The sequence below is a fragment of the Streptomyces sp. NPDC001781 genome, from assembly GCF_053596035.1.
In genome coordinates this window covers 190126-203644 of sequence record NZ_JBSFFI010000009.1, presented here as the reverse complement: position 1 = coordinate 203644, position 13519 = coordinate 190126, and the positions used below count along the sequence as shown (strand labels likewise).

Sequence of the window (13519 nt, the reverse complement as noted above, 5' to 3'; positions counted from 1 at the left end):
GGGGGGTGGGTGTCCCCCTTGGTGCCTCCTGGGGTGGTGGGGGGGGGGGCTCGTACCGCTCGCGGCGTCCGGCAAACCTTTCCGGTCACAGCACCAGCCAACGGGGGAGGGAGGTGCCCGTCAGCTGACGGTAGCCTTCGATGCCTGTCGACACTGTCGAGGTGGGACGTGACGCGACGCGTTCAACAGCCGGACTACCAAGTGGGCGATGTACTCCGGGTCTCCTGTACGCCGACTCCGGCACGGGTTGCCGAGGTGTCGCCCTTCTACGTGTCGGTCGAATGGCCGTGGGGCGGAATCGACCCGGACTCGCAGTACAGGTGGAACGGCCTGGTCGCCCGTCCTGTCCGGCCAGACGGTTGGGAGTGGTCACTTTTCCGAACGGAACAGGACCCTCACACTCTCAAGGCGAACGACACCTGCCTCGTCGGCATCCCGGAGACACTGGTGCGCGTCCTCGATGTCTCTCACTACGACCCGCCGACGGACACCGGCCGACTGCCCCGACCCCACACATTGATGACCGTGCTTCCCGTCGGTCACCCCGGCGTTGAGGGAAGCGACGAAGACGAGGGGGACACGATCGAGCTGGACTGCCCCGCACCTGTCGCGATCGAGAGAGTCTCCCGCTTCCCTGACATGCACGACTGACATCGGCGACGCCGGACGGAGGCGTACACCAGCGTCTGTGTCCGGCACACCAGTCGACGACGACCGCCGCAGCGGGCTCGGATCGGACTGCTGGAGCGGGTGTCGCACCTACCCGCGATGCCGGATGTACCAACCCGCTGCCAGCACGATGAGAATGGAAACGACGAAGGCCCACACGGTCGTCGCGCCGTGGTACGAGCGGTAGGCGACTATGGCAAGCATGTCCGGGCGGATACCCCTGGCGTGCGGCTTCAGTCGACCCGTGCCGCCCGCTCCTTAGTCGAATGCGTGTCGAAGGCGCCGATCTTTCGCGCTCTGCCCCCAAGAAGCGCCAGGCCAGAGGGGATGTGCCGGTGATCACGCCGGGCGCCTTCCAAGTGCTCGGCCCGTCAGCCGGCCAGCTCACCCCACCGCCCCCTCGAACACCCCGAACGTCCCCCCGTCGAACAACACGAACCGCACCTCCTCCACCCCCGTGGCGGCCGACCGCACCGTCTCCACCGCGACCTCTGCCGCCTCCCCCGCCGGCCACCGGTACACCCCCGTCGAGATCGCGGGGAAGGCGACCGAGCGTGCCCCCAACTCGTCCGCCACCCGCAGCGACTCCCGGTAGCAGGACACCAGCAGGGCCGGATCGGATCCGGGTCCCTGCCATACCGGGCCCACCGTGTGGATGACCCACTCCGCCGGCAGATCCCCCGCCGTCGTGGCGACCGCCTCGCCCGTGGGGAGGCCGCCGCCGTAGTGGGAGGCGCGGAGGTCGCGGCAGGCGGCGAGGATCGCGGGGCCGCCTCGGCGGTGGATCGCCCCGTCCACTCCTCCCCCGCCCAGCAGGGACGAGTTCGCCGCGTTGACGATCGCGTCGACGCGCTGATCGGTGATGTCGCCCTGGACCAGGGTGATCGTGGTCATCGTCGCCTCAGCCTTCTCCACACGTCCTTGGCCGCGTTGTGGCCCGGCATGCCGTGTACCCCGGCGCCGGGGGGAGTCGCGGAGGAGCAGAGGAAGACGGCGGGGTGGGGGGTGCGGTAGGGGAAGAGGGTGGGGCGGGGGCGCAGCAGGAGCTGGAGGCCGTCCACCGCGCCGCACGCGATGTCGCCGCCGACGTAGTTGGCGTTGCGGGCGGCCAGTTCGGGTGGGCCGGCTGTGGCACGGGCCAGGACCCGGTCGCGGAAGTCCGGGGCGAAGCGCTCCAGTTGGCGTTCTATCGCGTCCGTCAGGTCGCCCTGCCAGTTGTTGGGGACGTGACCGTAGACCCAGAAGACCTGTTTGCCGTCCGGGGCGCGGGTGGGATCGGCCACGCCGGGCTGCACCGTGATCAGGAACGGCGGGTCCGGCGCCCGGTCGTCGCGGGACGCGGCGCGCAGGGCGCGGGCGATCTCGGCGCGGTTCGCGCCCAACTGGACCGTGCCGGCGACGCGGGCCTCGGGAGACGTCCACGGGACCGGGCCGTCCAGCGCGTAGTCGATCTTGAAAACGCTGGGGCCGTAGCGGTAGCCGTCGTAGTGGTTGCCGAAGCCGGCGATGCGGGCCAGCGCCGTGGGCGAGGTGTCGAAGACGTAGGCGCGGGCCGGTGGGAGGTCGTCCAGTCGCTTGACCTCGTAGTCGGTGTGCACCTTGCCGCCGAGGTCGAGCAGGTACGCCGTGAGCGCGTCGGAGATCGACTGGGAGCCGCCGAGAGGTACCGGCCAGCCCCGCGCGTGCGCGGCCAGCGCGAAGACCAGGCCGATCGCGCTGGTGCCGAAGCCGCTCAGCGGGGCGATCGTGTGGGCGACCAGACCGGAGAAAAGGGCCTTGAAGCGCTCGTCGTGGAAGCGGCTCATCAGGGCGGTCGCGGGCGGAAGGCCGGCCAGGCCGAAGCGGGCCAGGGTGACCGGGTCGCGCGGGAGCGCGGTCAGCGGCAGGGACATGAAGTCCCGCAGCAGGGTGTCCCAGCGGTGCAGGAACGGCGTGATCAGCCGGCGGTACGCGCCCGCGTCGCGCGGGCCGAAGGAGGCCGCGGTCTCCCCGACAGAGCGGGCCAGCACCGCCGTGCTGCCGTCCGGGAAGGGGTGGGCCATCGGCAGCTCGGGGTGCAGCCACCGCAGCCCGTACCGCTCCAGCGGCACGGCCCGGAACGCGGGCGAGTTGACGCCCAGGGGATGCGCGGCCGAGCAGGGGTCGTGCCGGAAGCCGGGCAGGGTCAGCTCCTCGGTGCGGGCGCCGCCGCCCACGGTGGAGCGCGCCTCGAAGACGGCCACGGAGAAGCCCCGGCGGGCCAGCTCCACGGCTGCGGTCAGCCCGTTCGGCCCCGCACCCACCACGACCGCGTCCAGCATCGACGGCACCTTCCGACCCCCTCGTCAGCCGATGGCAACTCGGATCAGCATAGGCCGGGGCACCCTCACCGGCCCCAGCCCCTCCGCCTCAGCCCGCACGCAGCAGCTCTCCCACCCGGCGGGCCGTGCCGGCGTCGCGGGCGGCGGTGAACGGCAGCGCGTTGCCCCCGGTTGCCCGGAACGGCTCCCCGTCGAGCGTCAGGTGTGCACCGCCCGCCTCCTCCACCAGCAGCAGTCCCGCCGCGTGGTCCCAGGCGGCCTCCCAGGAGAAGGCCACGGCGTCGGTCTCGCCGCGGGCGACGGCCAGGTACTCCAGCCCCGCCGAGCCGCAGGAGCGCGGGGCGACCCCGTCGGTCCACAGGGCCCTCAGCGCGCGCTTCTGGTCCTCGGTGGTGTAGTCGGGGTGCGAGACGGCGACCCTGAGGTCCCGGCCGGGCTCGGGCGGCCCGGCGAAGAGGCGCTCCCCGTCCAGGAAGGCGCCCTCGCCGCGTACGGCGGTGGCGAACTGGTCGCGGACCGGCGCGTACGTCCAGGAGGCCAGCACCATGCCCCGGTGGGCGAGCGCGACCAGGGTGCAGAAGCCGTCGTTGCCGTGCACGAACTGGCGGGTGCCGTCGACCGGGTCGATGATCCACACCGGTGCGTCGCCCCGGACGGCCTCGTAGGTCGCCGGGTTCGCGTGCACCGCCTCCTCGCCGACCACGACCGAGCCGGGCAGGAGGGCGCTCAGTTCCTCGGTGAGACGCCGCTCGGCCAGCCGGTCGGCGTCGGTCACCAGGTCGTGCGGCCCGCTCTTCTGGTCCACCTCGTGCTCGGCCAGGCGGCGGAAGCGGGGCAGGATCTCGGCGGCCGCGGCCCTGCGGATCGCCTCCGCCACGTCGGCGCGGTGGCGGGCGAGAAACTCCTCGATGGTTCCGGTGTCGTCGATCATCTGTCCATGAGACCACGGTCCGGTGAGATCCCCCTCCTGGCTGTGGACAACCTTCCGGCACAAAGCCGGTCCGGCCCGGGCCGAGCGCCTCAGCGGCCCACCGCGTACCCCTGCATCCCCCGCGGATTGGCCCCCGCGGACAGCACCCCGGTGGCCGGATCGCGGGCGACCGCGCACAGCCGGCCCTCCGACCAGGCCGCACCCACGGTCACGTCGTGCCCCCGGCGGCGCAGCTCGGTGACGACCTCCTGGGGCATCCGCGACTCGACCGTCACGCTGCCGGGCCGCCAGCCGCGCGGGTAGAAGGAGCTGGGGAAGCCGTCGTTGTGCCAGTTGGGGGCGTCGATGGCGCCCTGGAGGTCGAGCCCGCCCCGGACCGGTGCGCGCAGGGCCACCGCCAGGAAGAAGTGGGTCTGCCACTGGTCCTGCTGGTCACCGCCGGGCGTGCCGAAGGCCAGCACCGGCACGCCGTCCCGCAGGGCGATCGACGGGGAGAGGGTCGTGCGGGGCCGGCGGCCGGGCGTCAGCGTGTTCGGCAGGCCCTCCTCCAGCCAGGTCATCTGGAGCCGGGTGCCGAGCGGGAAGCCCAGTTCGGGGACGACCGGGTTCGACTGGAGCCAGCCGCCGCTGGGCGTGGCGGCGATCATGTTGCCCCAGCGGTCGACCACGTCGAGGTGGCAGGTGTCCCCGCGGGTGGTGCCGTCGGCGCTCACCACCGGCTCGGCGGCCATGGCCACGGTGGGCTCCCCGGTCCCGGCCCCGCCGCCCGGCACGCGCGCGTGGGCGAGCCCGGGCAGCCGGGGCGGGCGCCCGCCGGGATACCCCGGCCGCAGCTCCCGGGAGGCGCGGGCGCCGACGAGGTCGCGCCTGCCGGTGTTGTACCCGGCCGACAGCAGTCCGGCGAGCGGCACCTCGTCGGCGTCGCCGTACCACGCCTCGCGGTCGGCCATGGCGAGCTTGCAGCCCTCGATCAGCAGGTGGACGTAGTCGGCGCTGCCGTACGGCGGGAGGTCGGCCGGCAGGAGGGCGAGCTGCTGGAGGAGGGCCGGGCCCTGGCTCCAGGGGCCGGCCTTGCAGAGGGTCCAGCCGTTCCAGTCGTACGTGGCCGGGGCCTCGTAGGCCGCCGTCCAGTCCGCCAGGTCGGCCTCGGTGAGCGTGCCGGTGTTCCGGGCGCCGCTGGAGTCGCGGGTGGGCCGGCGGGACTGGCGAAGCAGCGCCTCGGCGATGAAGCCCGTACGCCACACCTCGCGGGCGGCGTCGATACGGGCCTCCCTGCCGCCCGCGCCCGCGGTCTCGGCCAGGAGACGCTTCCAGGTCGCGGCGAGGGCGGGATTGCGCAGCAGCTCACCGGGGCGGGGCGCCCGGCCGCCGGGCAGATACACCTCGGCCGAGCTGGTCCACTCGGTCTCGAACAGCTCCCGCACGCTCTCCACGGTCGCGGTGACGTTCTCCACGGGCGCGTGGCCGTGCTCGGCGTATCCGACGGCGTACTTCAGCACCTCGTCCAGAGGCTTGGTCCCGTGGTCGCGCAGAAGCAGCAGCCAGGCGTCGAAGGCTCCGGGAACTGCGGCGGCCAGGGGGCCGGTGCCGGGTACGAGGTCCAGTCCGAGGCCCCGGTAGTGGGCGACGGTGGCGCCCGCGGGGGCGACGCCCTGTCCGCAGAGCACCCGCACCTCGTCGCCCGCGGGGGCGAGCAGGATGGGCACCTCGCCCGCCGGACCGTTCAGATGGGGTTCCACGACGTGCAGCACGAACGCGCCCGCCACGGCCGCGTCGAAGGCGTTGCCGCCGTCCTCGAGCACGGCCATGGCCGACTGGGAGGCCAGCCAGTGGGTGCTGGACACCATGCCGAAGGTGCCCTGGAGGGTGGGACGGGTGGTGAACATACGGCCTCTTCTCTGCACGCGGTCGACGGCGCACGGGCTTTCCCGCCGCCGGGGTCCCTGCCCCGACGGCCGGCGCGCAGTCGTGCCGCGGGCGGACTACGGCCGGGAGTCGCCGGCGAGCCGGGCGGCGAGAGTGGCCAGGGCCCGCTCGGAGGGGCTGCCGGACTCGGTGGTGCACAGGTAGAGGAGCTGGTCGGGGTCGTCCGTGAGGGCGAGTGTCTCGTAGCGGAGCACAAGGTCCCCGACGAGCGGGTGCCGGTAGCGCTTGGTCCCGTGGGTGTGGGTGTGCACGTCGTGGCCCGCCCACCACCGCCGGAAGTCCTCGTCCCGTACCGAGAGCTCTCCGACCAGCTCGTTGAGACGAGCGTCGTGCGGGTGGCGTGCCGCGTAGCGGCGCAGCGCCGCGACGAGGCCGCGGGCCGCGCTCTCCCAGTCGGGCAGCAGGTGGCGGGCGGCGGGATCGAGGAAGGCGAGCCGCACCAGGTTGCGCCGGCGGTGCGGCAGGGCGTCGAAGTCGGTGTAGAGCGCCTTGGCGAGCGCGTTCGCGGCCAGGACGTCGGTCCGGTGGCCGACGATCATCGCGGGTGTACCGGTCCAGGTCTCCAGGAGTCTCAGCAGTCCGGGGCGGACACGCTGGGGCGGCTGTGGACGCGGCCGGTCGGCGCCGGGCCGGGACCGGGCGAGGTCGAACAGGTGGGCACGCTCGGTCGGGTCGAGCCGGAGGGCGCGCGCCACGGCGTCGAGCACCACGGTGGAGGCGTTCGGGGTGCGGCCGCGCTCCAGACGCACGTAGTAGTCGACGCTGACTCCGGCGAGGCGGGCGACCTCCTCACGGCGCAGCCCCGGTACCCGGCGCCGTCCCGCCGGGGCCTGGAGGCCCGCCTCGGCGGGCTGTATCCGCGCCCTGCGGGAGCGCAGGAACTCACGCAGCTCCACGTTGGACTCGCGCGCCGGGATGGTCATCAGACCAGGTTACGGCGGTGTGCGGGATGCCCTCCCGGGCGAAGGGGGGTCTGGTGGTCCCCCGGTCGGTCCGGGCTCCCGTCCCGGCACGCGGACCCCTCCCGGAGGTGATTTCCTGGTCGGGGGGCGTCTCCCCCCGGTGAGAGGGACCGTCATGGCCAGGCCCCCGATCCTCGCGTCGGGCGCGAGCTCCGGGACCGGTGCCGCGACCGTGCGACCGCCGTCCGGACCGGGCCACGTGGTACGGCCGCTCGATCGGCGTCGAGGGCGTGCCGCTCGTGATCCGCGCGGCGCTTACCGGGCTCGACGAGCGGGCCCGGGCTCCGGCGCGCCCCACTGTCAGGATCGGCCGTCGTGCTCCGCGCACGTGACACGGATGAGGTGGTTCACAGCATGCCCCTGCAGGCAGGACGCCGCGCGCTGCTCGGCTCAGCACTGTCGATGGTCACGGCCGGCGCGCTCTCGGCGTGCACCGGCAGCAGGCCGACCGGACCCCGAGGGGCGAAGGCCGGCCGCACGGTGGGCGATCCGGTGGCCCACCTGCGCACCTCGTGGTCCACCGACCCGTTCGCCCGGTGCTCCTACTCCTACCTCGCGCCCGGCCCCCTGGGCGCCGGAGCCCGTACCCGGCTCGCGGCGCCGGTGGCCGGCCGGGTGTACTTCGCCGGGGAGGCGACCTCCTCCGAGGCCCCCTCCACGGCCCACGGCGCCCTGGAGAGCGGCCGCCGCGCCGCGGCTCAGATCGCCGCCGTCGCCGGTGCCGGGGAGCACGTCGTGGTGGTCGGCGCCGGACTCGCGGGACTCGGCTGCGCCCGCGCTCTGGCCGACCAGGGTTTTCCGGTCACGGTTCTGGAGGGCCGCGGCAGGATCGGTGGCCGGGTCTGGACGCGGCACCTCGGCGAGGTGCCTGCCGAGATGGGCGCCTCCTGGATCCACGGCTCCCGGGGAAACGTCCTGACCGAGGTCCTGCGCGAGGTGGGTGACCCGGGACGTCCCTTCGACTACGACAACACCCGCGGGGAGGACGAGGCCGCCACGGGGGAGATCGCCCGCCGCGAGGAGCGGCTCGGTGACGTGGAGGATCCCGACACCACCACCGTCGCCTCCCGGATGCCCTCCCGTCCCTCCCCCGCCCTCCGTACCGCTGTGAACATCGAGTTCCCGCTGGAGTACGGGGCCGAGCCCGGTCAGCTCTCGGTGACGGCCACCCAGGAGGGCCGCGACCCGGCGGGCCCGGACCTGCTGCTGCCGCGGGGGTACGAACGGCTGGTCGCCCACGTGCGCGGCGATCTCCCGGTGCGGACCCGCCAGGTCGTCACCGGCGTCCGGTACGGCCCGGACTCCGCCTCCGTGGTTCTGAGGAGCGGTGAGACGCTGCCGGCCGGCCGTGTGGTGGTCACCGTTCCGATCGGGGTGCTCAAGGCCGGCTCGATCCGTTTCGACCCTGCCCTGCCGGAGCCCACGCGACAGGCCGTCGCCGCGATCGGCGCCGGTCTGCTGGACAAGCTGTGGCTCCGCTTCGACGAACCCTTCTGGGACACCGGGGCCGACGTCCTGGAGTGGTTCGATCCCGAACATCCGAGCCTGTGGTCCTGGTGGGTCAACGGCCAGAAGTTCTTCGGCGCACCCGTCCTGCTCGGGCTCAACGGCGGCGCCCAGGCCCACGCTCTCGCCCGGCTCTCCGACGACGAGGTCGTCGCGGGCGCGATGACGGCCCTGCGGCGCATGCACGTACGTTAGCGACACCTGCGGCGGCTCAGCGGGCCCGGACGGCGCGGGGTCCGCACGCCCCGGGCCGGGCTCCCGGCGCACGGGCGGCGTCACGGCGCGAGTGCGCGGTGAGTTCGGGCTTCCGTGGCGCGGACCCCTCGTGTGAGACTGGCGTTCCCCGTCCCTGCGGACCCCTTCCGTCACCCCCTCTCCCACGAGAAGTGCGCCGTGAGTTCTCTGCCTCTGCCGCTCGCCCTCACCGCTCGTCTGTCCCCGGTCGTCGTGCTGGCGGTCGCGGGCTGGGCCCTCAGCTCGGGTCCGGCCGCCACCGCCAACTCGGACCCGGCACCCACGAGTCGGGCGTCCGCCGGTGCCTCCGCCGCCCCGGCCGCGCCCTCCGCCGCCTCCGCCGTGAAGACGTACGGCGCCGCTCCCGCCCCCTGCACGGCCGTGTCCGTGGCCACCGTCAAGTCCCTGGTGCCCGGCGCGAAGACGGCCGGCAAGGAGATACCGTCGACCGACTCCGCGCTGCGCCGCACCTGTTCGTGGAACGCCCTCAAGGGCTACGACTACCGCTGGCTGGACATCTCCTACGAGGTGGCCGCCTCCGACGACGCGGCGGAGAAGGAGTACCGGCAGCGGGTCGCCGAGAAGAGCGGCGGCGGCCCGGTGCCGGGGCTCGGGGACGGCGGCTACTCGGTCGTGAACCTGAACACGGAGGACAAGCAGCAGACCCGTGAGGGCGTGGTGCTGGCCCGTGCCGCCAACGCCCTGGTGGTCGTCACGTACAGCGGCAGCGACTTCGAGAGCAAGAAGGCCCCGGAGACCTCCGAGATCAACAAGGGTGCCATCAAGGCGGCCAAGGACGCGGTGGCTTCCCTGCGGAGCGGAGCCGGGTAACGGCAGAGCCCCGGCGGTCGGTGGACGAACGCCGGGGCCCTCCCCTCGTCATGCGGCAGCCGGCCTCCTGCCGCTCGCCAGGGTCAGCACCACGTACAGCACCAGCGAGGTGCCGAGGCCGACCGCCCAGCCGTAGTCGGCCAGGGGGCGGAGGGCCGGGATCGGGCGGCCGTCGATCAGCGGGTGGAAGTCGGCGCCCCCGACGGCGAGGACGCCGCCCGCCGCGAAGGCGGCAACCGCACGCCAGTTCCAGCCGCCCGTGTACCAGTACCGCCCACCCGCGCGGTACAGGTCTGCCAGGTCGAGGCGGGTGCGGCGCAGGAACCAGTAGTCGGCGACCAGGATGCCCGCGACCGTGCCGAGCAGACCGCCGACCAGACCGAGCCAGGTGAAGATGTAGCCCTGCGGGTCGGAGTACAGCCGCCACGGGAGGATCAGCACGGCGAGGACGGAGGTGATCAGGGCGCCGGTGCGGAAACTGACCCTGCGCGGAGCGACGTTGGAGAAGTCGAAGGCCGGGGAGACCAGGTTGGCCGCGATGTTCACGGAGAGGGTCGCCACCAGCACGGTGACCAGTGCGTAGATCAGCCCCACCACGTTGTCGGTCCTGGCGGCGAGCTGAACCGGGTCCCAGACCGGCTCGCCGTACACCGCCTGCGATCCCGAGGTGACCAGCACCGACAGGAACGCGAAGAGAGTCATGGTCGTGGGCAGTCCGAAGGCCTGCCCGAGGGTCTGGGCGCGCTGGCTGCGGCCGTAGCGGGTGAAGTCGGGGATGTTCAGGGAGAGGGTGGACCAGAAGCCGATCATGCCCATCAGGGAGGGCCAGAACAGCTTCCAGAAGTCGCCGCCCCAGCCCAGCTCGGACGGCTGGTCGAAGAGCGGGCCGACTCCGCCGGCCCGCTCGCTCATCCACCACAGCATCACGAACGCGCCGACGATCACGAAGGGCGCGGCCCAGTTCTCGAAGCGGCGGATGGTGTCCATGCCCCGCAGGATGATGGCCACCTGGACCGCCCAGAAGACGGCGAAGGAGAGCCACATGGTCCAGGCGTGACCGCCGATGTGCCCGGCGCCCGACCAGCGGTCGCCGATCAGCTTGCCGGCGAGGAAGAAGATGGCCTCGCCGCCGATCCAGGTCTGGATGCCGAACCAGCCGCACGCCACCAGTGCCCGTACGACGGCGGGCAGGTTGGCGCCGCGCACCCCGAAGGAGGCGCGGGCGAACACCGGGAAGGGGATGCCGTACTTGGGCCCGGCGTGCCCGGTGAGCAGCATCGGCACCAGCACGATCAGGTTGGCCAGGGCGATGGTGAACACGGCCTGTTTCCAGTCCATGCCCACCGCGATCAGGCCGGAGGCGAGCGTCCAGGAGGCGGTGTTGTGAGCCATGCCGACCCACAGCGCGGAGAAGTTGTACGTGGTCCAGGTCCGTTTGGCGGCCGGTACGGGAAGCAGGTCCTCGTTGGCGTAGGGACCGCTGGGCGCGGGTGCGCCGGGGGCGATCTCCACCCGGCCGTCGGGGAGGGTGACCTGGCCGGGGGAGGGTATTGCCGTGGGTGCGGTTTCGGTCATGGGCAGGCCAATCGGATGGGAGGGTCGGGACAGGCCGTGCGGGGGGTGCGCCGTAAGGGTTCCGTACGGGCGTCCTGGCCCCCCTCCGCGCGCAGGAGCGGGGAAGGGGGAGTTCGATTCGCCTGCCGGGCTCAGGCGTTGACGGCGGGGATCACCTTCGTGCCGTAGGCGTCGATGGTGGACTCCTGCGCGTCGTGCATGTCGTACACCGCGAACTGGTCGACGCCCAGGGCCCGGAGCGCGTTCAGCTTCTCGATGTGGGCCTCGACCGGGCCGATCAGGCAGAAGCGGTCCACGATCTCGTCGGGCACGAACCGGGTGTCGGGGTTGCCGCTGCGTCCGTGGTGGGCGTAGTCGTAGCCCTCGCGGGCCTTGATGTAGTCGGTGAGTTCGTCGGGGATCTGCGCGGAGTGCTCGCCGTACCGGGAGACGAGGTCGGCCACGTGGTTGCCGACCATGCCGCCGAACCAGCGGCACTGTTCGCGGGCGTGGGCGAGCGCCTCGGGCGAGTCGTCCTCGGTGACGTAGGCGGGGGCGGCCACGCAGACGGTGACCTCGTCGGGGTCGCGGCCGGCGGCGACGGCGGCGGCCTTGACGGCCTTGACCATGAACTCGGTGAGGTAGAGGTCGGCGAGCTGGAGGATGAAGCCGTCGGCCTCCTCTCCGGTCATCTTCAGGGCCTTGGGCCCGTACGCGGCCATCCAGACGGGGAGTTCGGCGCCCGGCCGCACCCAGGGCAGGCGGATCGGGGTGCCGCCGAGGTCGGCCTCCTCGCCTCGGCCGAGGGCGCGGATGACCTTCATGGCCTCGCTGATCCGGGCGAGGGTGTTGGGCTTGCGGCCCGCGACGCGCATCGCCGAGTCGCCACGCCCGATGCCGCACACCGTGCGGTTGCCGAACATGTCGTTGAGGGTCGCGAAGGTGGAGGCCGTCACCTCCCAGGTGCGGGTACCGGGGTTGGTGACCATGGTGCCGACGGTGAGGCGGTCGGTCTGGGCCAGGATCTGGCTGTAGATGACGAACGGCTCCTGCCAGAGCACGGCCGAGTCGAAGGTCCAACCGTGGGTGAAGCCGTTGCGCTCGGCCCGCTTCATCAGGTCGACGACACGGGAGGCGGGCGGGTCGGTCTGGAGGACGAGGCCGAAGTCCATGGGCACCACTCCTAGTTGAGGTACTGGCAGGTGGAGCGCGGGGTGTAGACGCCGTGTCCGGCGTGACCGGTGTACTCCCGCTCAGTGATCACGGGGACCCCGCGCGAGAGGACGGTCTCGACCCGGCCGGTGATCCGCTTGCCCTCGTACGCCGAGTAGTCGACGTTCATGTGGTGCGTCTCGGCCGAGATGACCTGCTCGGTGTGCGGGTCGTAGATCACCACGTCGGCGTCGGCGCCGGGGGCGATGGTGCCCTTCTTCGGGTACATGCCGAACATGCGGGCCGGGGTGGCGCAGGCGATCTCGATCCAGCGGCGGCGCGAGATGTGGCCGTCGACCACGGCCTGGTGGAGGAGGTCCATCCGGTTCTCCACGCCCGGCATCCCGTTGGGGATCTTGGAGAAGTCGCCCCGGCCCAGCTCCTTCTGGCCGGAGAAGCAGAAGGGGCAGTGGTCGGTGGAGACCACCTGGAGGTCGTTGGTGCGCAGGCCACGCCAGAGGGCGGCCTGGTGCTCACGGGGCCGCAGCGGGGTGCTGCACACGTACTTGGCGCCCTCGAAGTCCGGCTCGGCGAGGTTGTCGGTGGACAGGAAGAGATACTGCGGACAGGTCTCGCCGAAGACGTTCAGCCCCTCGTCGCGGGCCCGGGTCAGCTCGGCCACCGCCTCCTGGGCGGACACGTGCACCACGTAAAGAGGCGCGCCGGCGACCTGGGCCAGCTTGATCGCGCGGTGCGTGGCCTCGGCCTCCAGCAGGGCCTTGCGCACCTCGCCGTGGTAGCGGGGATCGGTCTCCCCCCGCGCCAGTGCCTGCTCGACCAGGACGTCGATGGCGATGCCGTTCTCGGCGTGCATCATGATCAGCCCGCCGTTCCCGGCGGCCTGCTGCATGGCCCGCAGGATCTGGCCGTCGTCGGAGTAGAAGACGCCCGGGTAGGCCATGAACTGCTTGAACGAGGTCACCCCCTCTTCGACCAGCAGATCCATCTCCTTGAGCGTCTCCTGGTTCACATCGGAGACGATCATGTGGAAGCCGTAGTCGATGGCGCAGTTGCCCTCGGCTTTCCGGTGCCAGGCGTCCAGGCCCTCGCGCAGGGTGCCGCCCACGTTCTGGATGGCGAAGTCCACGATGGTGGTGGTGCCGCCCCAGGCGGCGGCGCGGGTGCCGGTCTCGAAGGTGTCGGCGGCGTAGGTGCCGCCGAACGGCATCTCCATGTGGGTGTGGCCGTCGACGCCGCCGGGGATGACGTACCGCCCGGTCGCGTCGATCGTCCGGTCCGCGGTGAACGCCTCGGCGGCGGCGGTTCCGGAGGCGGCGAGGGCGGCGATTCGGCCGTCCTCGATGAGTACGTCGGCGTGGATCTCGTCGGAGGCGGTGATGACGAGGCCGTTGCGGATGAGCGTGCGGCGGCTCATGGGGTCCTCTCCTTCGTGT

Annotated in this window: 10 protein-coding genes; 2 read left to right on the top strand and 8 right to left on the bottom strand. The window is 72.6% G+C overall.

Annotation, left to right across the window (positions count from 1 at the left end):
• Positions 1-1053: 1053 nt before the first annotated feature.
• The 5 genes from ACWCV3_RS11810 to ACWCV3_RS11790 form a co-directional block, all read right to left on the bottom strand.
• Positions 1054-1563 carry an O-acetyl-ADP-ribose deacetylase gene (locus ACWCV3_RS11810; protein ID WP_451222041.1) on the bottom strand — a complete coding sequence of 170 codons (510 nt, stop codon included), beginning with the start codon at positions 1561-1563 and terminating at the stop codon, positions 1054-1056.
• Complete coding sequence (locus tag ACWCV3_RS11805; protein ID WP_451222039.1) at positions 1560-2978, bottom strand: phytoene desaturase family protein; 1419 nt, start codon at positions 2976-2978, stop codon at positions 1560-1562. The genes ACWCV3_RS11810 and ACWCV3_RS11805 overlap by 4 nt, the downstream gene beginning before the upstream one ends.
• Before the next feature lie 79 nt (positions 2979-3057).
• Complete coding sequence (locus ACWCV3_RS11800; RefSeq protein ID WP_451222037.1) at positions 3058-3900, bottom strand: inositol monophosphatase family protein; 843 nt, start codon at positions 3898-3900, stop codon at positions 3058-3060.
• A gap of 89 nt (positions 3901-3989) precedes the next feature.
• Positions 3990-5786 (bottom strand): gamma-glutamyltransferase family protein, encoded by a 1797-nt coding sequence (locus tag ACWCV3_RS11795; protein ID WP_451222035.1) that lies wholly within the window; start codon positions 5784-5786, stop codon positions 3990-3992.
• A 96-nt stretch (positions 5787-5882) separates the two neighbouring features.
• Entirely contained in the window at positions 5883-6749 is an 867-nt protein-coding gene (locus ACWCV3_RS11790) for a helix-turn-helix domain-containing protein (RefSeq protein ID WP_451222033.1), read from the bottom strand.
• A gap of 393 nt (positions 6750-7142) precedes the next feature.
• Here ACWCV3_RS11790 and ACWCV3_RS11785 point away from each other — a divergent pair, with 393 nt between their 5' ends.
• Positions 7143-8489 carry an FAD-dependent oxidoreductase gene (locus ACWCV3_RS11785; RefSeq protein ID WP_451222031.1) on the top strand — a complete coding sequence of 449 codons (1347 nt, stop codon included), beginning with the start codon at positions 7143-7145 and terminating at the stop codon, positions 8487-8489.
• Positions 8490-8687: 198 nt separating this feature from the next.
• Positions 8688-9359: a hypothetical protein gene (locus tag ACWCV3_RS11780; RefSeq protein WP_451222029.1), complete on the top strand. Its 672-nt coding sequence runs from the start codon at positions 8688-8690 to the stop codon at positions 9357-9359.
• Positions 9360-9407: 48 nt separating this feature from the next.
• Here the strand turns inward: ACWCV3_RS11780 and ACWCV3_RS11775 are convergent, their stop codons facing one another.
• The 3 genes from ACWCV3_RS11775 to hydA form a co-directional block, all read right to left on the bottom strand.
• Positions 9408-10934, bottom strand: a complete 1527-nt coding sequence (locus ACWCV3_RS11775; RefSeq protein ID WP_451222027.1) for an NCS1 family nucleobase:cation symporter-1 — start codon at positions 10932-10934, stop codon at positions 9408-9410.
• 131 nt (positions 10935-11065) lie between these two features.
• Positions 11066-12085, bottom strand: coding sequence for a TIGR03842 family LLM class F420-dependent oxidoreductase (locus ACWCV3_RS11770; RefSeq protein ID WP_451222025.1), 1020 nt, complete (start codon positions 12083-12085; stop codon positions 11066-11068).
• 11 nt (positions 12086-12096) lie between these two features.
• Positions 12097-13500, bottom strand: a complete 1404-nt coding sequence (hydA, locus tag ACWCV3_RS11765) for a dihydropyrimidinase (RefSeq protein WP_451222023.1) — start codon at positions 13498-13500, stop codon at positions 12097-12099.
• Positions 13501-13519 lie beyond the last annotated feature (19 nt).

Bases quoted from the DNA above. Each gene is read 5' to 3' on its own strand.
- ACWCV3_RS11810 (WP_451222041.1), bottom strand. From the start codon at position 1,563: ATGACCACGATCACCCTGGTCCAGGGCGACATCACCGATCAGCGCGTC.
- ACWCV3_RS11800 (WP_451222037.1), bottom strand. From the start codon at position 3,900: ATGATCGACGACACCGGAACCATCGAGGAGTTTCTCGCCCGCCACCGC.
- ACWCV3_RS11795 (WP_451222035.1), bottom strand. From the start codon at position 5,786: ATGTTCACCACCCGTCCCACCCTCCAGGGCACCTTCGGCATGGTGTCC.
- ACWCV3_RS11790 (WP_451222033.1), bottom strand. From the start codon at position 6,749: ATGACCATCCCGGCGCGCGAGTCCAACGTGGAGCTGCGTGAGTTCCTG.
- ACWCV3_RS11785 (WP_451222031.1), top strand. From the start codon at position 7,143: ATGCCCCTGCAGGCAGGACGCCGCGCGCTGCTCGGCTCAGCACTGTCG.
- ACWCV3_RS11775 (WP_451222027.1), bottom strand. From the start codon at position 10,934: ATGACCGAAACCGCACCCACGGCAATACCCTCCCCCGGCCAGGTCACC.
- ACWCV3_RS11770 (WP_451222025.1), bottom strand. From the start codon at position 12,085: ATGGACTTCGGCCTCGTCCTCCAGACCGACCCGCCCGCCTCCCGTGTC.
- hydA (WP_451222023.1), bottom strand. From the start codon at position 13,500: ATGAGCCGCCGCACGCTCATCCGCAACGGCCTCGTCATCACCGCCTCC.